Here is a 21,434-nt window from a genome sequence, read left to right on the forward strand (position 1 = left end):
GGAAGTACAAAAAGAAGATTGTGAGATAAGTATATGGGTATAAAAGTAGATAAGTAAAACATTACGACTAACATAAATCACGAAAAACAATAATGAAAAAAGCATTAATTACAGGTATTACAGGACAGGATGGTGCTTACCTTTCTGATCTTTTGTTGAAGAAAGGATATGAAGTGCATGGTATCAAACGCAGAACATCTTTGTTCAATACTGATCGTATCGATCACCTGTATGAAGATCCGCATATCGACAACCGTCATTTTGTGTTGCATTATGGTGATCTTACCGACAGCACCAATCTCATTCGCATTATACAGGAAGTACAGCCCGATGAAATTTACAACCTCGGTGCGATGAGTCATGTAAAAGTGAGTTTTGATATCCCAGAATACACAGCTAACACCGATGCAGTTGGTACACTACGTATATTAGAAGCAGTACGTTTGCTTGGTCTTACCGAGAAGACAAGAATTTACCAGGCCTCTACTTCTGAGTTATATGGATTGGTACAGGAAGTTCCTCAAACGGAACGAACGCCCTTCTATCCACGTTCTCCCTATGCTGTAGCAAAAATGTATGGCTTCTGGATCACGGTGAACTATCGTGAAGCGTATAACATGTATGCATGTAATGGTATTTTGTTCAATCATGAATCACCATTGCGTGGTGAAACATTTGTCACAAGAAAAATCACCCGTGCAGTTGCAAAAATTGCTTTGGGGATGCAGGATAAGTTATGGTTGGGTAATCTTAATGCTCAGCGTGACTGGGGTCATGCAAAAGATTATGTGGAAGCTATGTGGCTGATGCTTCAGCAGGATGGTCCTGAAGATTTTGTGATTGCAACCGGTGTTACCACTCCTGTTCGTGAGTTTGTACGTCTGGCATTTGCCGAAGTAGGTATCGAAATTGAATTTAAAGGCGAGGGTGTTGATGAAAAGGGAATTGTAAAAAGTTGTTCGAATGCTGCTTATCAACTGAGCATCGGTACAGAAGTAGTAGCTGTTGATCCACGGTATTTCCGTCCAACTGAAGTGGAGTTATTGATTGGCGATCCTACAAAAGCAAATACGAAGTTAGGTTGGAAACCAAAATACGATCTTAACGGTTTGGTGCAGGAAATGGTAGCGGCAGATCTTGATATTTTCAAGCGTGAAAAATTATTGCACGAAAGTGGTTACAAGATCAAAAACCAATTTGAATAATGGAGAAGAAAGATAAAATATATGTGGCGGGTCACCGAGGTATGGTTGGTTCTGCGATTGTGCGTAAGCTGCAGCAGGAAGGGTTTGATAATTTAGTAGTACGCACTTCTGCTGAGCTTGATCTGCGTAACCAGGAATCGGTTGATGTGTTCTTCAAAGAATACAAACCCGATTATGTGTTTATGGCTGCAGCAAAAGTGGGTGGTATTGTGGCGAATAATACTTACCGTGCTGAGTTTTTATATGATAACCTGATGATCCAGAATAATGTGATTCATTCATCTTACAAACACAGCGTATCAAAATTGTTATTCCTTGGTTCATCCTGCATCTATCCAAAATTTGCAGAGCAACCTATCAAAGAAGAATACCTGCTCACGGGAACGTTAGAGCAAACCAACGAGCCTTACGCCATTGCAAAAATTGCAGGCTTAAAATTATGTGAAGCGTACCGCAGCCAGTATGGAAGCAATTTTATTTCGGCCATGCCAACAAATCTGTATGGTCCGAATGATAATTACGATCTGCAGAATTCTCATGTACTGCCGGCATTGCTTCGCAAAATGATCGTAGCGAAACGTACACAGCAAACTGCGGTTGAAATTTGGGGGTCGGGTACACCACGCCGTGAGTTTCTGCATGTGGATGATCTTGCTGATGCCTGTTTCTTTTTAATGCAGGAGTATGACGGAACAGAGTGGATGAATATTGGTGTGGGTGAAGATGTATCCATCAAAGAACTGGCAGAACTTATTAAAGATATTGTTGGTTACGAAGGTGAATTACAATTCAATACTTCAAAACCCGACGGCACACCACGTAAGTTACTCGATGTTTCTAAACTGCAGAACCGTGGCTGGAAAGCGAAGATTGGTTTGAGAGAAGGAATTCAGAATGTATATGAAGAGGTAAAGTCGTTGCCGTTTTAGGGAAGGAAAAGGTGCAAGGCACAAGGCACAAGGAACAAGAGAGAAGGCACAAGGCACAAGGTGCAAGAAGTAAGTATAAAACAATGTTTGGATTATTTAAAAAGAAGAAAGAAGAACAGCCTGCTAACCTGGTGATCGATTACAGCGGGTTAGGTATTGATATGCATTCGCATCTCTTGCCGGGTATTGATGATGGTTCTCCTGATGCTGTAACTTCTGTGCGCTATATTAAAAAAATGATGGGGCTGGGCTATCGTAAATTCATCACTACGCCACATATTTATCCCGACCTGTATCCAAACACCAGGGAAACAATTACAGCAGCACTGCAGGTATTAAAAACAAAACTGCAGGAAGAACAGGTTGATGTAGAAGTGCATGCGGCCGCAGAATATTTTATTGATGATCTGTTTGCAGATCGTTTGAATAATGATGAGCAGCTGTTGACAATCCACAAGAACTTTGTACTGGTTGAAATATCGTTCATGCAGGCACCTTCCGATCTGAAGAATGTATTATTCGACTTAATTGTAAAAGGCTATCAACCTGTGCTTGCACATCCTGAGCGATATAATTATTATCATTCAAGAAAAGAGGCGTATCACCGGTTTAAAGACCAGGGCTGTTTGTTGCAGGTAAATCTACTTTCGTTAAGTGGTTATTATGGTAAGAGTGTGCAGGAAGCAGCCCATTACCTGGTAGATCACAAACTGGTTGATCTTATTGGCACCGATCTTCATCACGAGCGTCATCTTGAAGCTATGCAGCATCCCCAATTAATGGCAGATGTGCAAAGAGCTTTAAACACAAATCATCTTCTCAACGCTACCCTTTAACCTGTTTGAACAAACCACGCTTATTAATTATTCTGAACCGTTTGGCTGTTGGTGGGCCGGCTTTTAATGTAATTAGCGGAGCGGCTGCATTAAGTAATGAGTTTGAAATATTGTTGCTAGCGGGCGAACCTGATGTTGATGAACAACCAGCTGATTATTTACTCGATCAATACAAAGGTTTTCAGTTTCAGAAGATCAACTCTCTAAAACGTTCCGTACTACCAGGTACAGATTTGCGTGCTTACAAAGAAGTAAAACAGGCTATCAGGAAATTTCAACCGCAGATTGTGCATACACACGGTGCAAAGCCAGGTGTACTTGGCAGGCTGGCGGCTTATCGTTCAAACGTGCCCGTTATTGTTCATACGTTTCATGGGCACGTGTTTCATTCCTATTTTTCAGGGTTCGTTTCTAAAAGTATTGTTCGTATAGAGCAATGGCTCGCTGGTTTTTCTTCGGCAATAGTAGCCATCAGCGAAACACTGAAAGAGGAGCTGACGAACAAATACAAGATTGCGTCGGCAAGTAAAATAAAACTCATCAGGCTTGGTATTGATACAACACAGTTTTATGATGAAGACGGAAGCAAGAGAAGTCATTTCCGTAACGAGTTCAATTTGTCAAGTGATACAATCGCCATCGGCATTGTTGGTCGGTTGGTTCCGGTAAAAAATCATCGACTGTTTATTGAAACTGCAGCACAGATATTAAGGAAGAACGGGAATAATAAAAATCTTCAATTTTTTATTGTGGGTGATGGAACAGGCCGTACATCGCTGCAACAACTCATCCATTCAAAGCAATTGACATTTGCAAATGCTGGTTCACCTGATAACAGCAGTGCAAACTTCATCTTCACTTCATGGCGGAAAGATATGGATGCTGTGTATGCCGGTTTAGACATTGTTATGCTGACATCTCTCAATGAAGGGACACCTGTTTCTATCATGGAAGCAATGGCAGCAGGTCGTTCTGTACTATCAACAAATGTTGGCGGTATTTCTGAACTGATCACAACCGGGCAAACAGGATTGCTGGCTTCCAACGAAACTGAATTAGCTGCAGGCTTATCTTCTCTCATTGAAAATGCAAAGCTTCGTGAGCAATTTTCAATTGCAGCAGCAAAGGATGCAGCCCGATTTTCTAAGTCGGCCGAGCTGGAAGCATTGTCCTCACTTTACCATTCCCTGCTTCGTTCTGCCTGATTTTGGGCAGTTTTCAGAACAATATTGTTCTCTCCTGAACTTTTTTGATTTGGATTTGTAATTTCCACGGAGACAGACAAGATGAACAAGTTTACCATTAAAGACCTCGAAAATCTGAGTGGCATTAAGGCCCACACGATCCGCATTTGGGAGCAACGTTATTCGTTCCTGAAGCCGCAACGTACGGCTACGAATATCCGTTATTACAGCAACCATGAGTTAAAAATGTTACTCAACATTTCGCTGCTCAATAAATACGGGTATAAGATCTCACACATCAACCGCATGAGCAATGATGAATTGCGGGACAAAACGCTCACACTCACAAGTGCAGAGGCTCAACAGGAGCGTATTGTAAATGAGCTTATTCAATACATGATTGATGTTGAACTGGATGGCTTCGAAAAGGTTCTTGACCAATACATTCAGTTAAGAGGAGTTGAAAAAGCCATTACATATATCATCTTTCCTTTTTTGGAAAGGATCGGTATACTCTGGTTAACGGATCATATTAACCCGGCACAGGAACATCTTATCACAAATATCATCAGGCAAAAGCTGATCGTTGGTATCGATAACGCTGTTACTCCGTTGTCGCTCAAAACAAAAATGCTTCTTTTTCTCCCCGAGAACGAGCATCATGAAATTGGATTACTGTTTCTGCAATACATGCTGAAGAACCGTGGGGTAAAAGTGATTTACCTGGGGGCGAATGTTCCGGTTAAAGACCTGGAGTATGTGGTGGAGCTGAAAAAACCGGATTATATCTATACTCATCTTACAACCGTTATCAAGGAGTTTAATTTTGATAAGTTCATCAATAATCTGAAACTGAGGTTTCCTCATCAGCAGATTGTCATCTCTGGTTTGATGGCCCAAACCTTTGAGAAAAAGCAAATGCCCTCCAATTTCCGTTTTCTTAAATCATTTGCAGAAGTAAATGAATTCATGGCAAGCCTAACTTAATCTACAAAGCATAATTTATACGTATATCCCTCCGCACAACGGAGGGATTTTTTGTAACTGGCTGAACACAAACTGTTTAATGTTTCGTAAAAAATATTAAACAAAAATTTGGTAAACTCATGGTTGTTTGTTTAACTTTACAGTGTAATCAATTAAACAAAATGTTATGTCAACGGTAGAATTCAATCAAATGCTTTTGAACAACACTGATTTTCTGAAGCCCTTTGCTTTCACGCTCACACGGGATAATGAAACAGCTAAGGATTTGTTGCAGGAAACCATGTACCGGGCTTTATCGAACCGGGAAAAATATAATGTTGGTACAAACATTAAAGCATGGTTGTACACCATTATGCGTAACATTTTCATCAACAACTATCGCAGAAAGGTGAAACAAAACACCATTTTTGATTCTACCCCAAACGATTTTTTTATCGATTACCAGCAGGCAACAGTTTCGAATGATGCGGAGTCTGCTTTAAAGATGAAAGAAATACAGGCCGCTGTTCACCAGCTTCCAGATATTTTCAAGAGTCCTTTCATGCTTTATTTCGAAGGGTTTAAATACCACGAAATAGCACATGTTCTCAATGAGCCCTTAGGTACAATCAAGAGTCGTATTCATTTTGCTCGTAAATTGTTGAAGGAACAGATCAGCAGAAATTAAATCTTCACAACTTGGCTCAACAAGCACTCGTTATTGGCAGCGGCTTTGCCGGCATGTCCGTGGCTACCTTTCTTGCTCATGAAGGATGGGACGTTACGGTTTTAGAAAAACATGATCAACCTGGCGGCAGGGCAAGGCAGCTGAAAGCCGATGGATTTACATTTGATATGGGCCCAAGCTGGTACTGGATGCCTGATGTGTTCGAACACTATTTCAACCAGTTTGGGAAAAAGGTGAGTGATTATTACGAGCTGAAAAGACTCGATCCTTCCTACCGCATTTATTATTCCAACGACGTAGTTGATATTCCCGCTGATTACAATGCCATGAAAACCCTGTTCGAAACAATTGAACCGGGTGCAGGTAAACGGCTCGATCAGTTTATGGATGAAGCGGCATATAAATATGAAGTGGGTATTCAAAAGCTTGTGTACAAACCCGGCTTATCGGTAACGGAGTTTGCAGACATGGATCTCATGAAAGGCATTTTTAAATTAGATGTCTTTGCTTCCATGAAAACACATGTTCGAAAATATTTTTCTGATCCACGCTTGAGGGAACTTATGGAATTTCCTGTTCTTTTTTTAGGAGCATTGCCTGAAAAGATTCCTGCTCTTTATAGTTTGATGAATTATGCCGATGTAAAGCTGGGTACTTGGTATCCCATGGGTGGTATGTACGAGATCGTAAAAGCAATGCACCGATTGGCCGAAGAAAAAGGCGTGAAATTTTTATTCAACCACAATGTTGAAAGCATAACAACATCCGATGAAGTAGCAACAGGAGTTGTAGCAAACGAAACCTACTTTGAAGCTGATGTAGTGATCAGCGGAGCAGATTATCACTTCACCGATACCCATTTATTAAAACATCATTACCAGGGTTATTCAGAAGCATATTGGAACAACCGTGTAATGGCACCTTCCTGTCTGCTCTATTATGTAGGCATCAACAAACGGTTAACCAATTTGCCTCATCACAGTTTATTCTTCGATACCAATTTTGAAAAACATGGCCAGGAAATTTATGATGATCCGAAGTGGCCAACTGAACCGTTGTTTTATGTAAGTGCAACAACTGTTACCGATTCTTCAGGTGCTCCTGAAGGTTGCGAAAATCTTTTCTTCCTTATTCCGGTTGCTTCAGGTTTAAAAGGCGATACGGAAGAAATAAGGGATCAATATTTCCAGCAAATAATTCAGCGTTTTGAGCAACGTATCGGTGAACCAATTCTTGATTCTATTGTTTATAAAAGATCGTATTCAGTTAGCGATTTCGTTTCTGATTACAACGCATTCCGTGGAAATGCGTACGGACTGGCAAATACACTGATGCAGACGGCTATTTTAAAACCATCCTGCCGAAGTAAAAAAGTAACCAACCTGTTTTATACGGGTCAGTTAACAGTTCCTGGTCCGGGAGTGCCGCCAAGTTTGATCAGTGGAGAAGTAGTAGCAAAGCTGGTAAATAAACAATTCGCTAAGAAAAAGCAACACAGTTGAGCTTATGATGAATGTTTTTCATGAAGTATGTCAGTTATGCAGTCGCAACACAACGGAGCGATACAGCACTTCGTTTTCATCAGCCATCCGTTTGCTGCACCAGGATCTGAGGCAGCCCATCTATAATATTTATGGATTGGTACGTTTTGCTGATGAGATCGTTGATACATTTCATGAGTTTGATAAAGCCACGCTCATCAAGGATTTTCGCAAGCAAACCTTCGAGGCAATTGAACGTGGTATCAGCATCAATCCAATTTTGCATAGTTTCCAGATAACAGTCAATCAATACAATATTGATCATCAGTTGATCCATGCATTCTTTAACAGCATGGAAATGGATCTTGAAAGAACACAATACAATCACGAAACATACAATGACTATATCTACGGCAGCGCTGAAGTAGTAGGACTGATGTGCCTGTATGTTTTTCTTGAAGGCGATAGAGCACAGTATGAAAAACTGAAACCATCAGCACGTTCTTTAGGTGCTGCTTTTCAGAAAGTGAATTTCCTGCGTGATGTAAAGGCAGATTACAATCAACTCGACCGCACTTATTTTCCCGGGCTTGATTTTTCCAGTTTTACCGAACGTCAAAAGCGTGAAATTGAAGAAGACATCCAGAAAGATTTTGACGATGCTTACGAAGGCATTATGCAACTGCCTGCCAAAGCCCGCTTCGGTGTGTATGTGGCCTATAAATATTATCTCTCGCTTTTCCGTAAGATCAAACGCCTGCAACCCGCTACCATTATGCATGAGCGGGTTCGTATCCCCGATTATCATAAGGTGATGATCCTGTTAAGAGCCGGTGTTCGCAACCAGCTTAACATTATGTAATTTCTAATCGCTTATTTTTGAACTATGCAGGAAGTAATTCTCGTGAACGAGTTTGATGAAGCTATTGGTTCCATGGAAAAAATGGAAGCACATGAAAAAGCATTACTTCACCGTGCTTTCAGTGTATTCCTGTTCAATAAGCAAGGTGAGATGTTGTTGCAGAAAAGAGCAGCATCAAAATATCACAGTCCTTCATTATGGACTAATGCCTGCTGCAGTCATCCCATGCCTGGAGAAGAAACAAAAGCGGGGGCACTTCGACGACTGGAAGAAGAATTAGGATTCACTACCGCCATCAACAATGCATTTCATTTTACTTATAAAGCTGTTTTTGATAATGGCTTAACAGAACATGAATTTGATCATGTATTTGTTGGAGAATACGAGGGAGTAATGATCCTGAATACGGAAGAAGTGAGTGAAGTGTGTTATAAGCAGATGGCTGATATAAAAGCAGAGATTGAACACAACGCCGGAGATTATACCGAATGGTTCAAGATAGCCTTCCCTTTATTAGAAGAATGGTTACAACAAAACAAAACTATCCATGCAACGGCGTAAAGCAGTTGTGATCGGCAGCGGTGTTGCAGGTTTAGCCGGAGCTATTCGTCTTGCAGTGATGGGTTACGAAGTAGACGTGTTTGAACGCAATGCTTACGCAGGAGGTAAACTTTCTTTTTTTGAAAAAAATGGTTTTTCGTTTGATGCCGGCCCATCTTTATTTACGCAGCCGCAAAATATTGAAGAACTTTTTGCTTTCGCAGGCGAACCGATCGGAGATTATTTTCAATATCGTAAAGTGGATCTTTCCTGCAATTATTTTTTTGAGAATGGAAGGAAAGTAAAAGCGTGGACGGATGCAGAAAGATTAGCTGATGAATTGCATACACAGCTGGGCGAAGACAAAACGTCTGTGTTGAACTATCTCCACAAAAGCGAAACGCTTTACAATAATATCGGCAGTGTTTTTTTAAATCATTCATTGCATAAACGAAGCACCTGGTTTCAAAAATCAATATTGAAAGCATTGCAAACGGTGCGCCCCACTCATTTAATGGGAACCTTGCATGGTTTCAATCAGTCAGCATTTAAAAAACCGGAAACTATTCAGCTGTTCGATCGCTTTGCTACATACAACGGAAGTAATCCGTATCAAACGCCGGGCATGATGAGCTTAATCCCCCATCTCGAATTGAATGAAGGAACATTCTATCCGGAAGGTGGAATGATCAGCATTACAAATGCTTTAATGAAACTCGCAAAAAAGAAAGGCGTTCGTTTTCATTTCAATTCACCTGTGCAACGCATCATTCAAGTGGAGGGCGAAGCAAAAGGTGTGGTGGTGAATGATGAAAATGTTTTTGCGGATGTGGTGTTAAGCAATGCTGATATTTATTTTACGTATCACCATTTGCTCGGCGATCCTGTGCAAACCAAACAGGTATTAAAACAGGAACGCAGTTGCAGTGGTATGATCTTTTACTGGGGTATGAACAGGGAGTTTCCTGAACTTCATTTGCACAATATCTTCTTCAGTAAAAATTATGCAGCTGAATTTCAAGCGATCTTTCAACAGAAACGATTGTACAACGATCCAACAGTGTATGTGAACATCACTTCTAAAATGGAAGAAGGACTTGCGCCCAACGGAAAAGAGAATTGGTTTCTGCTCATCAATGCACCATCAAATATTGGACAGAACTGGGAGCAGATGCGTGTGCAAGTGCGGCAACAGGTGATCGATAAACTCAGTCGTTTGCTGCAAACAGATATTTCTTCGGCAATTGAAGTGGAAGAATATCTAGATCCTATCCGTATTGAGGAACGAACAGGTTCTTATATGGGGTCGTTATATGGCACGAGTAGTAATAGTAAGATGTCTGCGTTTCTGCGTCATCCAAACTTTACCAATAAAATTGAAGGATTGTATTTCTGTGGTGGCAGTGTACATCCCGGTGGTGGTATTCCGCTTTGTTTCAAGAGTGCGAAAATTGCAACTGAACTTATTCAACAGGATCAAACAAAACATGTTCATCATTAATGCTGCAACAATTCAGTAAACAACAGATCGCCACCGCTATTGCTGTGTTATTTCATTGCATTGGATTGGCCGGTATTTTGTTTTACGATGCGGCTTTATTTGCATCACTCACTCCAATGAATTTGTTGCTATCTGCCGGCTTACTCATCTACACACAAAAGGAAAAAAACAGTCACTTCTTTTTATTTGCTGCAGTATGTTATGTGGTTGGTTATACTGTTGAATATCTTGGCGTAAATCATCAATTGTTGTTTGGAGAATATCGTTACCTGTCTGCCATGGGGTGGCAATGGAAAAATATTCCACTGGTGATTGGTGTTAACTGGTTTATCATGATGTACTGCTGCGGAGTATCCATTCAACACTTCCTCAACTTTATGTGGAATAAACTGAAAGATGAAGATGAGCCACGCCGCACTAATGTTGGCTTCTTTGCAATCATCATCGATGGTGCTTTACTCGCTACGTTCTTCGATTGGATCATGGAGCCGATAGCTGTGAAGCTGGGTTACTGGCAATGGCTTGGAGATGGTTCGATTCCTGTATTTAACTACGCCTGCTGGTTCGGTATCAGTGCGTTATTGATGCTTTTGTTCCGGCTTTTATCTTTCCCGAAACAAAACCAATTCGCCGTAAATTTGTTATTGATCCAGTTCATGTTCTTCTTAATCTTACGCACCGTATTATGAGTTTGTTTTTATACATATTGCTGGCATTTGCTGTGTTTTTTACAATGGAAGGAATTACCTGGCTCACTCACCGGTTTGTGATGCATGGCTTCTTGTGGTATCTGCATGAAGATCATCACCAGCCTCGTGGCCGTTTCTTTGAAAAGAACGATGCCTTCTTTCTCATTTTTGCAATACCAAGTTGGTTGTGTATTATGCTGGGGTTAATGTACCAGGTTTATTGGGTGGTGAGTATTGGCGCAGGTATTGCCATGTATGGACTTGCTTACTTTATTGTACACGATATCATTATTCACCAACGCTTTAAAATTTTCAGCAGGTGGAACAATACCTATGTGCGTGCTATTCGCTGGGCTCATAAAATGCATCACAAACATTTAGATAAAGAAGATGGTGAAAGTTTTGGAATGTTGTTCGTGCATAAAAAATATTGGGAGAAGGTGAGGAAAGAAAAGCAACTCAATCCTAATATTAAATAGCACAATTGAACGCTCACTACACTTACTTTTTGATTCTTGGCGCTTCACTGGCAGGACCACTGTTGCTAAGCTTCGATAAAAAAGTAGCTTACTATAAAAAATGGAAATATCTTTTTCCGGCAATGTTGTTGCCGGCTTTATTTTTTTTAGTGTGGGATGAATTGAAGACAAGAGCAGGCGTATGGAGTTTCAGCGAAGAACATATCACCGGCGCTAAATTACTTTCTCTGCCAGTAGAAGAAGTGTTATTCTTTTTTGTTGTTCCTTATTGCTGTGTGTTTATTTATGAATGTATTGTCTGTTATTTCCCTTCAGTAAAACAAAAAAAATGGGGAAGAGCAGTGTTACTAGTGATGGGAGTTTTCTTTTTGATTGCCGCAGTATTCAGTTACGGTAAAGCATACACGTTTTACACTTCTCTTTTTAATGCATCGTTTATTGCATTGCTGTTTCTTTTTCAGAAATGGTTCAGAGGATTCAACGCTTCTGCATTTCTTATTTCATATTTAGTAGTAGTGATCCCGTTCCTGATCGTGAATGGTTTGCTCACCGGTATTCCGGTGGTGTTGTATAACGATGCCGAGAATCTCGGCTTCCGCATTTTTTCGTTTCTTCCCTGGCCAATGAACAATATTCCGTTCGAAGATATTTTTTACGGCATGTTGCTAATCTTAATGAACGTGTCGTTGTTTGAACGGCTGCGTAGTAAAGCTGTATAACTGGATTTGCAGTATTGTTGCTAAAATATTTTCACGTTCAACTCTTCTGCATTTCATAGAACATTGTAATTTTGATGTATAAAATTACTGTGTATACACAGTCAACATGAACAACTCCGCATTTCGGGTTTTAGCTTTACTCTTACACATCTTAGCTTCTCTTCTCATTTTGTTTTATGTGCTCGACTTTGATCTGTCGGGAGGCTGGATCAGGTTTTTCCTGTTCATTGCACTTTGCATGACTATGCTTGTGTTTCTTATTGCCCATATGGTCTCACTCTACCGTTTTCTTAAAACCAAATAGTAATATATGATCTCCTTAATTGTGTTTATCACCGCTGTCTTAGTTGCAGGGTTGTTTTTCGGCATCCTCAAAAAATCTACTTATGTAAATGACGAGGGTCGTTTCAAAGCAGCATCGGTTGTTCGTTTGGCCGCTGTACTGCTGATTGCATTTGTTACTGTTGCTATCAATCCTATTAATGTTGAACGTATTGATGCAGGACATGTAGGTATTAAAGTAAGTAACGTGGGCGATAACCGTGGTGTTGGTCGTACCGAGTATGTAACAGGTTGGGTGTTTTACAATTCATGGATCTCCCGTATCTATGAATTCCCGATTCATCAGCAACACATCGATTACGAAGCAGCCGACATTGTAACCAAAGGTGGTTTCCGTGCTACCATCAAACCGTCCTTCAACTATTCCATCAACGCAGGTAACGTTGCTGATATGTTTCAGAACCTGCGTGTGGGAGTAAATGAAATGGAGCAAGGTTGGTTGAAGAATGCAATTGTTGGTTCGGTGAATGATGTGGCGAACCGTTACACAGTTGATTCTATTTTCAATCATCGTGAAGAATTCGAATCGGATATTGTAAAGGAATGTAATAAACGTGTGGCAAAGTGGTTCAATGTATCACAGCTGCGTACCAACATTGTTCCGCCTGCAGAAATATCTGAATCGATCGTTGCAAAAACAAGAGCTATCCAGGAAGTACAAGTTGCAGAAAACAGAAGACAGGTTGCTGTAGCAGAAGCAGAAAGAAAAATTGCAGAGGCAAGAGGTGATTCAGCACAAGCAGTTATCCAGGCTGCCGGTCGTGCAGAAGCCATTAAGAGAGAACAGTTATCGTTAACATCACTCTACATTGATTATATCAAAGTACAAAAGTGGAGCGGACAAGTGCCAACAACAGTAGCAGGTGGCAACAGCGGATTTTTAATTCAGTTACCAAAAGATGGGAAAGAGTAAAAAGTAAACAAGCAGAAAAGCAAATAGGTATAAAAAATGCGGAGTGATTAGCTCCGCATTTTTGTTTCATGTTCTGATTAATATCATCAATTGAATTCATTTCATCAGCTGTTGTCATCCTTTCTGCCTTACTCCCGGGCAACCTACTTTTTTATCTTTCTTAAACGATGCAATACCTGAAGTGCGTTTGTACCAATCAACAAACGGTCGCCATGTAACAGTAAGTTGCACAAAGTAATAAGCATCTTTATTTTTTTCGCTGCCACGTAAACTACCACCTGCAGGATAAGTGCCATTGCCACGATAAGCCAGATCAACTGCTGTTTGTCCCCTTGCAGCTAATAAAGTTGCTTGATCAACATAACTTGTACTTACATCATCAATATAATCGGTAAATGTTTTGCGATAGCCAAGTTCTAAACCAACACGTAAATCTTCAGTCAACAAATATTCAGCACCGATACCAAATGGAATAGAGAACTGAGTTGATTTATATGCTTTCTTTCCCGGAAGAAAACCTTGCCCTTCTGTACTCAAGGGTTGCAGGAAAACTTTTGTTCCGTTATTATCAGCAGTAAATGGTTTAATGCGATACAACGCACCACCTGCAAACACATAAGGTGTCCACCATTTATAATTCAGATTGAAAATATTGTATTGAGCACCCAATTCCCATTCAAACAAGTTGGTTTGAAAACTAAGGTTACGGCTTTGATGTCCTGCGCTTTTACTTTTTGCATCAGCTGCACGCAGCATACCAAAACTGAGATGTGTACGTGCAAGCAAATGTTCTGTAAGATCATAACGGGCACCAATACTTCCTACAAACTTTGATTGACTGAACGTAAACCGTTTCTGTTGCAGATCGCCCTGGTAATTGGCTAAACCGCCCCGGAAGGATAAGTGAAAATCTTGTGCACACAATACGAATGGAGAAAAGCAAAACAGAAAGATGAGTTTTTTCATAAATCGATCATTGGATTGAGGCCTAAAGATAACATCCTGAACAAAAACGCAAAAAAGAGACGGAAAGTATAAGAGTTAAACGATGAAAGCTGTGGCTAAGGCTAATCTTTAAAAGAAAGACCATTCTTCTCTAATTCAGCAAGCAGCTTTGGAATAGCAGATGGACCAAAACCATGCAGTTTCAACAGGTCTTTCTTGCTCCACTTTGCCAATTGTTTAATGGTATTGATGCCCTGACCTTGCAAGGCTCTTCTTGCAGGCGCACCAATTACTGAAAGAAATCCTTCTGTAGGTTTTTCTTCAGCAGCACAAATAGGGCAAACGGGACAATCACTGCTTTTGTAATACTGATGACCTTTTTTACAGGTGCGAAGCGTTCCTTTTGCTGGGGGCATGACATGATGTGTTTCATTATAAAGATAAAAAAGGAACAAAGGTTCTCAACCCTAACAGCTGTTCCTTTCAAATCAATTAATTTCGCAGCCATGATGATGCATAATTTCAACGCAGGTCCTTCTGTGTTACCAAAAGAAGTTTTTCAGCAAGCAAGTGAAGCCATCCTGAATTTTAATAACAGTGGCTTATCCATTCTTGAAATTGGTCACCGCACCGCTTTGTTTGAAGATGTGATGAATGAAGCCCGTTCGCTGGTAAAAGAATTAATGCAACTGGATGATGATCATGAAGTGCTCTTCCTGCATGGCGGAGCTACCACCCAGTTTATGCAGGTGCCTATGAATTTGCTTAATGAACAGGATGTGGCTGCTTACACTGAAACAGGAACCTGGGCAGGCAAAGCCATTAAAGAAGCAAGATTATTTGGTCATGTTGAAATTGTTGGTTCATCAAAAGACACGAACTACACAACCATGCCGCATGATCTGGCAGTACCTGCTACTGCGGCATACCTTCATATCACTACTAACGAAACCATTGCCGGAACACAATGGCACCAGATGCCTTACGATTGTGGAGTTCCTATTGTGGCTGATATGAGTAGTGACATTTTGAGCCGTGCACTCGATTTCAATAAATTCGATCTTATTTATGCCGGCGCACAAAAGAATATGGGTGCGGCAGGTGTAAATCTTGTGATCGTCAATAAAAACATTCTTGGTAAGGTTAACCGAACCATACCAACCATTCTCGATTACCGCAATCATATCAAGGAAGGCAGTATGCTCAATACACCGCCTGTATTTGCTGTGTATGTAGCCATGCTCACACTCCGTTGGTTAAAAGCACAGGGTGGAGTAACTGGAATTGAATCGCTGAATAACAAAAAGGCAGAGGTGTTGTACAATGCATTGGAAGCAATTCCTTTTATTAAGTTGCCGATTGCAAAAGAAGACAGAAGCAAGATGAATGTGGTGTTTACGATGGATGATCCACAAAAAGAAGCAGTTTTCATGCAATTATGTAAAGAAAACGGCATGTATGGAGTGAAAGGACATCGCAGTGTGGGAGGTTTCCGCATTAGTCTGTACAATGCACTTACCATGAGCAGTGTTGAAGCAATGTTGAGTTTGTTAAATGAGTTTGCGAAGAAGAACGGGTAAGTACAGGTGGCGGATTTATCCGTTAACCACCTAAAAAATCCGTTTCTTTGCAGCCGGTTAGTAAGTATAAAAATCTATGGCAATAATAGTTCCGTTCAAGGCGCTGCGTCCGCAGGCCCAGTTCGCTAAACAGGTGGCAGCACGTCCTTACGATGTGCTCAACAGTAAAGAGGCAAAGGAAGAAGCGCAAGGCAATCCTTATTCATTTTTACATATCACCAAACCGGAGATCGATCTTCCTGAAGAAACAGATCATTATGCTCCGGAAGTATATCTCAAAGCAAAAGATAATCTCGCTGCTTTTATGCAACGTGATGTGTTGTTTCGTGAAAGCAAACCCTGCTATTACATTTATCGTTTGATCATGAATGGTCGCAGCCAAACTGGTTTGGTGTGTGGCAGTGCAGTGGTGGATTATGAAAATAATGTGATCAAGAAACACGAGTTCACCCGTCCTGAAAAAGAGAACGATCGTATCAATCATATCAAGATCAGCGGTGCACAAACAGGTAATGTTTTCTTAGCATATCGTGATGTGCAGGAGTTGAATGATCTTATTGCCAAATGGCAGGAAGATAAAAGTCCTATTTACGATTTCACTGCTGATGATGATATTCAACATACTATTTGGGTAGTGAATGATGATGCCGCTATAAAAACCATCAGCGGAATTTTTGAGCAACAAGTGCCGCAAACTTATATTGCCGATGGTCATCACCGTGCAGCATCAGCAGCAAAAGTGCGTGCAGCATTGTGGGATGCAGCAACAGTAGAAAGCGATTACTTCTTAACCACATTGTTTCCTGCAAGTGAATTACAGATCCTCGATTATAACCGTGTGGTGAAAGATCTCAATGGTTTATCTGCTGAAGAGCTCATTGAAAAAATCAAAGCAGATTTTGAGGTAAAGCTTGTAGGTGCAGAAGCAGTGAAGCCTTCACAACTGCATACATTCGGAATGTATATTGATGGGAAGTGGTATCAGCTCACAGCCAAAGAAGGAACGTATAAAACGGATCCTATTGGAGTGCTTGATGTAACTATTCTTTCAGACAATATTTTAGATAAACATCTTGGCATTAAAGACCAACGCACCGACAAACGTATCGATTTTGTTGGCGGTATCCGAGGTGTAGGTGAATTACAGAAACGTGTTGACAGTGGTGAAATGAAAGTTGCTTTCAGTCTTTACCCCGTTACCATGGATCAGTTATTCGATATTGCCGATAGCGGCAATGTGATGCCCCCAAAGAGCACCTGGTTTGAACCAAAGTTGAGGGACGGACTGCTCACACACCTTATTTACAACGAATCATAATAAAAACCGAATATCAGGGAGGCGATTCAAACAATCGCCTCTTTTGATTTATTTTTGAAGCTGGTACGCTATTTGGCAACCAGATATAGGTAAAAAGAACACATGAAAAAACTTCTGAACTCACTTTTATTTGTATTGATTGGTCTTGCATCTTTCGCCCAGGATCCTGATGCTTCTCAACTCCATGAAACGGCCAAACAATTCATGCGTGGTGGCGATTGGAACAATGCTGTACTTGTTTTGAACAAGGCATTAGCAAAAGAACCACAAAATATTTCGATTCAAAAGGATCTTGCGCTTACTTACTACTATCAACGTGATTTTGCTAAAGCAAGAGAAACTGTAAAACCTTTGGTGGAGCGTGAAGATGCTGATGTGCCCACTTACCAGATAGCCGGTAATATTTACAAAGCATTGGCTGAACGGAAAGATGCTGAGAAGATGTACAAGAAGGCCTTGAAGAAATATCCGAATAGCGGCCCGTTGTATGCAGAGTATGGTGAGTTATTATGGATGATGAATGAAAACTTTACCAGCATTGAGCAATGGGAGCTTGGCATTAAGAACGATCCCGCTTATGCAGGCAACTATTATTTTGCAGCACGTTATTATTATTTCACAACCGATAAAGTGTGGGCATTGGTATACGGTGAAATATTCGTGAACATGGAAAGTTATACGAGCCGCACAGCCGAAGTGAAAAATCTTTTGCTTGATAGTTACAAGAAGTTTTTTGTGGTTGATCCAAAAACAAAATCAACCAAGCCGGAGAAGGAAAGTGAATTTACAAAAGCTTTTACTGCTGTCATGAATCAGAACAGCAGCGTGATCAACAGTGGCATTACTACTGAAACGCTAACCATGCTGCGTACACGTTTTTTGCTCGATTGGAATAAAGATCATGCAGCAAAATTTCCTTTCCGTTTGTTTGAACACCAGAAGCAATTGTTGCAGGAAGGTATGTTTGAAGCATACAACCAATGGATATTTGAAGCAGCAGGCGACTTAGCCAGATACGAAAGCTGGACAAAACTCAACACCGAACAATACAACGAGTTTACCCGTTTCCAGAAATCAAAACTCTTTAAAGTGCCGGCAGGGCAATATTATAAAAGCATAAATTAATTAATAAAAATCCTCCACACAACGGAGGATTTTTTATATGTGTATTGCTTAAATCTGCTTAACTTACTTCAACCAAAAACAGGTGTTGCCTGTTTATATTTCGTACACTTAATTGCATGCTATATGAATCCCACAAGATTATTTGATTGTATTGATGTACAGTTAGCCAGATTTCCACAGGAAGCTATGTTTGCTGCCAAAGAAGAAGGCGGCATCTGGCGTAAATACAGTACAGCAGAAGTAAAAGAATTGGTCGACAGACTGGCAGCCGGTTTACTCCATCTTGGTATTTCCGGGAATGATATGAGTGTAGAGAAACGGGATAAGATCGCAATCATCAGTAACAACCGGCCCGAGTGGATGTTGCTCGACCTGGCTGTGCAGAAAACCGGTGCGGTACTGGTACCCATCTATCCAACATTGGCTGCAAATGAACTGGAATTTGTATTGAATGATGCCGAAGTGAAACTGGTATTTGTGAGTGATGCGGAGCTTTATCATAAAGTACAGAGCGTTCGTGATAAAGTGCCGAGTATTAAAGCTGTTTTCACCTTCGATTATATTCAACCTTCACTGCATTGGAAAGAGATCATGAGTAAAGCAGGCGAAGAGGATTTGAAAAAACTGGCGATCGCTGCAGGCAGTATCCGTTATGAAGACTTGGCGACCATCATTTACACATCGGGCACTACCGGCACACCAAAAGGTGTAATGCTGAGTCATAAAAACATATTGAGTAATGTTATTTCAAGCACAGAAGTGTTTGCTGAGTTTTGTAATGCGGGTGATAAGGCATTGAGTTTTCTTCCGCTCAATCATATTTTCGAACGCATGGTTACTTATATCTATCTCTTCAATGGAGTTTCGGTGTGGTATGCAGAAAGTTTAGAAAAGATCGGTGATAACCTGAAAGAAGTACAGCCGGCCTTGTTTACAACTGTTCCGAGATTGCTTGAGAAAGTGTACGAACGCATTATGGGGCGTGGACAGGAATTAACCGGTCTCAAGAAAAAATTATTTTTCTGGGCGGTTGATGTAGGCAGCAGGTATGAAGTGGGAACAAACCACGGATTCCTGTACAACCTGCAATTGGCGATTGCCAATAAACTCATCTTTAAAAAATGGCGGGAAGGATTGGGAGGAAAAGTAAAAGCTATTGTAACAGGTGCTGCGGCCTGCCAGGTTCGTTTGCTGCGTGTGTTCACTTCCGGTAAAATGGTGATCATGGAAGGTTATGGTTTAACTGAAACATCACCTGTAATTGCAGTAAACCGTTTCAATGAATCCGGAAGACGGTTTGGAACTGTGGGCCCGGTGATTAAAGGAGTGGAAGTGAAACTGGAAGAAGATGGTGAGATCTGTTGCAAAGGTGATAATGTAATGATGGGTTATTACAAACGCCCCGATCTTACAGCTGAAGTAATTGATAAAGATGGTTATTTCCATACCGGTGATATTGGCGTATTGCAGGAAGGTAAATTCTTAAAGATCACCGATCGCAAGAAAGAGATCTTTAAAACAAGCGGTGGTAAATACGTGGCACCTCAGCCTATTGAAAACAAAATGAAGGAAAGCAAGTTTATTGAGCAGATGATCGTTGTTGGTCCTGAGCGGAAATTTGCAGGTGCATTAATCGTCCCTTCGTTTGAAAATTTGAAAGTATGGGCAGCACAAAACAACATCAGCTATGGAACGGTGCATGATCTTATCCGCAACCCGGCTGTGCTGGAATTGTTCAAGAACATTGTAGAAGAATTCAATAAAGATTTCAACCATGTAGAACAGATCAAAAAATTTGAACTCTGTGCCAATGAATGGACGGTTGATGGTGGCGAACTTACTCCAACACTGAAGTTGAAACGCAAAGTGATCATGGAGAAGTATAGAGATGCGATTGAGAGGATTTATTTGTAGGGATTAGTTTCAATGAACTGAAATATGCAATGCCGCTTAATCATTCCCGCCATTATGTTTTCCTTGTTAAGTATCGGATGTGGAAATTCTACAGCGAGGACCGAGCAAAACACTGCCGCTGACAGTGCAAGTTTTGTAATTCGGTTTGATAAAACAATGGGAGATAAAGATGGCTTTTATTTAAATGGATATATCGTTCCAGTTCCTTTTAACATGATTGATAGTCTACATGGGAAGTTAATAGAGGTTTCCGGAGTAATAACAGTGCATAAGGGGGCTGAAGAGTATATGAAAGAGCAAGGAGAAGAAGTTCAAGCGAGAAGCGGTCCTTCTAAACATATCATGAATCCTGTTATTAAGATTGTATCAACTGAATCTAAAGCGAAATAGTTTTTTAGAGTTTATCGCATACCCAGTTTTGTCACCAAAATTGCATTCATTTTTTCCCGTCGCTGCAAATCTTTTATCTTCGCAGCATGCTTCCAAAATACAAACGCATTCTCCTCAAACTTTCCGGCGAGTCATTAATGGGCGATAAAAATTTCGGGATGGATTCAACGGTGATCTCCCAATATGCCCAAAGTATCAAAAGCATTACCGCACTGGGTGTGCAGGTAGCCATCGTGATTGGCGGCGGAAATATTTACAGGGGAATGAACGAAGCTGAAACAGGTATTGAACGTGCCCATGGCGATTATATGGGTATGCTGGCAACAGTGATCAACGGCATGGCGCTTCAGGCTGGTTTGGAAAAAGCAGGTGTGTACACACGATTGCAAAGTGCCATCAAGATGGAACAGATCGCTGAACCATATATCCGTCGTCGTGCTATTCGTCATTTGGAGAAAGGACGTGTGGTGATCTTTGGTGCAGGTACAGGTAATCCCTATTTCACAACCGATACTGCAGGTTCACTCCGTGCGATTGAAATTAATGCCGACGTAATTCTGAAAGGCACAAGGGTAGATGGCATTTACACAGCCGATCCGGAAAAAGATCCTACTGCTACAAAATATGAAACCATCACATTCCAGGAATGTCTCAGTAAAAACCTGCGGGTGATGGATATGACAGCTTTCACACTCTGCATGGAAAATAATCTTCCCATCATTGTATTTGATATGAACAAGCCAAACAACCTGAAGCGTGTTGTTACAGGCGAAAATGTTGGAACTATTGTAAGTAAAGCTTAGCGGTTTTCACAAAAGGAAAGGTTTT

Annotated in this window: 22 protein-coding genes; 20 read left to right on the forward strand and 2 right to left on the reverse strand. The window is 40.8% G+C overall.

Going from position 1 to position 21,434, the window contains the following annotated elements:
* Positions 1-92: 92 nt before the first annotated feature.
* The 14 genes from gmd (at position 93) to WG954_RS07640 (ending at position 13,334) form a co-directional block, all read left to right on the forward strand.
* The gene (gene gmd / locus WG954_RS07575) at positions 93-1,205 is read left to right on the forward strand and encodes a GDP-mannose 4,6-dehydratase (protein ID WP_340435129.1); all 1,113 of its coding nucleotides are present in this window, start codon (positions 93-95) and stop codon (positions 1,203-1,205) included.
* Positions 1,205-2,134 carry a GDP-L-fucose synthase gene (fcl, locus tag WG954_RS07580; RefSeq protein ID WP_340435132.1) on the forward strand — a complete coding sequence of 310 codons (930 nt, stop codon included), beginning with the start codon at positions 1,205-1,207 and terminating at the stop codon, positions 2,132-2,134. Before gmd ends, fcl begins: the two co-directional genes overlap by 1 nt.
* Before the next feature lie 83 nt (positions 2,135-2,217).
* Complete coding sequence (locus tag WG954_RS07585) at positions 2,218-2,970, forward strand: tyrosine-protein phosphatase (RefSeq protein ID WP_340435133.1); 753 nt, start codon at positions 2,218-2,220, stop codon at positions 2,968-2,970.
* A gap of 5 nt (positions 2,971-2,975) precedes the next feature.
* Positions 2,976-4,175, forward strand: coding sequence for a glycosyltransferase (locus tag WG954_RS07590; RefSeq protein ID WP_340435135.1), 1,200 nt, complete (start codon positions 2,976-2,978; stop codon positions 4,173-4,175).
* Between the two features lie 81 nt (positions 4,176-4,256).
* Positions 4,257-5,141, forward strand: a complete 885-nt coding sequence (locus WG954_RS07595; RefSeq protein WP_340435137.1) for a MerR family transcriptional regulator — start codon at positions 4,257-4,259, stop codon at positions 5,139-5,141.
* A gap of 166 nt (positions 5,142-5,307) precedes the next feature.
* On the forward strand, positions 5,308-5,808 hold the full coding sequence (locus WG954_RS07600) for an RNA polymerase sigma factor (protein ID WP_340435139.1): 501 nt from the start codon (positions 5,308-5,310) through the stop codon (positions 5,806-5,808).
* Positions 5,809-5,819: 11 nt separating this feature from the next.
* Positions 5,820-7,310 (forward strand): bifunctional phytoene desaturase/3,4-desaturase, encoded by a 1,491-nt coding sequence (gene crtID / locus WG954_RS07605; RefSeq protein WP_340435141.1) that lies wholly within the window; start codon positions 5,820-5,822, stop codon positions 7,308-7,310.
* A gap of 4 nt (positions 7,311-7,314) precedes the next feature.
* Entirely contained in the window at positions 7,315-8,151 is an 837-nt protein-coding gene (locus WG954_RS07610) for a phytoene/squalene synthase family protein (protein WP_340435143.1), read from the forward strand.
* 24 nt (positions 8,152-8,175) lie between these two features.
* Positions 8,176-8,712, forward strand: a complete 537-nt coding sequence (gene idi, locus WG954_RS07615; RefSeq protein ID WP_340435145.1) for an isopentenyl-diphosphate Delta-isomerase — start codon at positions 8,176-8,178, stop codon at positions 8,710-8,712.
* Positions 8,699-10,192 carry a 1-hydroxycarotenoid 3,4-desaturase CrtD gene (gene crtD, locus WG954_RS07620; RefSeq protein ID WP_340435147.1) on the forward strand — a complete coding sequence of 498 codons (1,494 nt, stop codon included), beginning with the start codon at positions 8,699-8,701 and terminating at the stop codon, positions 10,190-10,192. Before idi ends, crtD begins: the two co-directional genes overlap by 14 nt.
* Positions 10,192-10,881 (forward strand): carotenoid biosynthesis protein, encoded by a 690-nt coding sequence (locus WG954_RS07625; RefSeq protein ID WP_340435148.1) that lies wholly within the window; start codon positions 10,192-10,194, stop codon positions 10,879-10,881. Before crtD ends, WG954_RS07625 begins: the two co-directional genes overlap by 1 nt.
* On the forward strand, positions 10,878-11,360 hold the full coding sequence (locus WG954_RS07630; RefSeq protein WP_340435150.1) for a sterol desaturase family protein: 483 nt from the start codon (positions 10,878-10,880) through the stop codon (positions 11,358-11,360). The genes WG954_RS07625 and WG954_RS07630 overlap by 4 nt, the downstream gene beginning before the upstream one ends.
* 5 nt (positions 11,361-11,365) lie before the next feature.
* On the forward strand, positions 11,366-12,079 hold the full coding sequence (locus tag WG954_RS07635) for a lycopene cyclase domain-containing protein (RefSeq protein WP_340435152.1): 714 nt from the start codon (positions 11,366-11,368) through the stop codon (positions 12,077-12,079).
* 310 nt (positions 12,080-12,389) lie between these two features.
* Positions 12,390-13,334, forward strand: coding sequence for an SPFH domain-containing protein (locus WG954_RS07640; protein ID WP_340435154.1), 945 nt, complete (start codon positions 12,390-12,392; stop codon positions 13,332-13,334).
* Positions 13,335-13,448: 114 nt separating this feature from the next.
* Here the strand turns inward: WG954_RS07640 and WG954_RS07645 are convergent, their stop codons facing one another.
* On the reverse strand, positions 13,449-14,300 hold the full coding sequence (locus WG954_RS07645; protein WP_340435157.1) for a DUF6089 family protein: 852 nt from the start codon (positions 14,298-14,300) through the stop codon (positions 13,449-13,451).
* Between the two features lie 101 nt (positions 14,301-14,401).
* The gene (locus tag WG954_RS07650) at positions 14,402-14,695 is read right to left on the reverse strand and encodes an RNA polymerase alpha subunit C-terminal domain-containing protein (RefSeq protein ID WP_340435159.1); all 294 of its coding nucleotides are present in this window, start codon (positions 14,693-14,695) and stop codon (positions 14,402-14,404) included.
* 90 nt (positions 14,696-14,785) lie between these two features.
* On the opposite strand from WG954_RS07650, the gene serC reads away from it, so the two are divergent.
* The 6 genes from serC (at position 14,786) to pyrH (ending at position 21,409) form a co-directional block, all read left to right on the forward strand.
* Positions 14,786-15,859, forward strand: a complete 1,074-nt coding sequence (gene serC, locus WG954_RS07655) for a 3-phosphoserine/phosphohydroxythreonine transaminase (protein ID WP_340435161.1) — start codon at positions 14,786-14,788, stop codon at positions 15,857-15,859.
* 76 nt (positions 15,860-15,935) lie between these two features.
* Positions 15,936-17,177 (forward strand): DUF1015 domain-containing protein, encoded by a 1,242-nt coding sequence (locus WG954_RS07660; RefSeq protein WP_340435163.1) that lies wholly within the window; start codon positions 15,936-15,938, stop codon positions 17,175-17,177.
* 102 nt (positions 17,178-17,279) lie between these two features.
* Entirely contained in the window at positions 17,280-18,302 is a 1,023-nt protein-coding gene (locus WG954_RS07665; RefSeq protein WP_340435165.1) for a tetratricopeptide repeat protein, read from the forward strand.
* 123 nt (positions 18,303-18,425) lie between these two features.
* The gene (locus tag WG954_RS07670; RefSeq protein WP_340435169.1) at positions 18,426-20,216 is read left to right on the forward strand and encodes an AMP-dependent synthetase/ligase; all 1,791 of its coding nucleotides are present in this window, start codon (positions 18,426-18,428) and stop codon (positions 20,214-20,216) included.
* Positions 20,217-20,240: 24 nt separating this feature from the next.
* Positions 20,241-20,606, forward strand: coding sequence for a hypothetical protein (locus WG954_RS07675; RefSeq protein WP_340435171.1), 366 nt, complete (start codon positions 20,241-20,243; stop codon positions 20,604-20,606).
* A gap of 86 nt (positions 20,607-20,692) precedes the next feature.
* Positions 20,693-21,409 (forward strand): UMP kinase, encoded by a 717-nt coding sequence (gene pyrH / locus WG954_RS07680; protein WP_340435173.1) that lies wholly within the window; start codon positions 20,693-20,695, stop codon positions 21,407-21,409.
* Positions 21,410-21,434 lie beyond the last annotated feature (25 nt).

Origin of the sequence: Lacibacter sp. H375 (assembly GCF_037892425.1) — a bacterium.
In the GTDB taxonomy this organism is placed as follows: Bacteria; Bacteroidota; Bacteroidia; order Chitinophagales; family Chitinophagaceae; genus Lacibacter.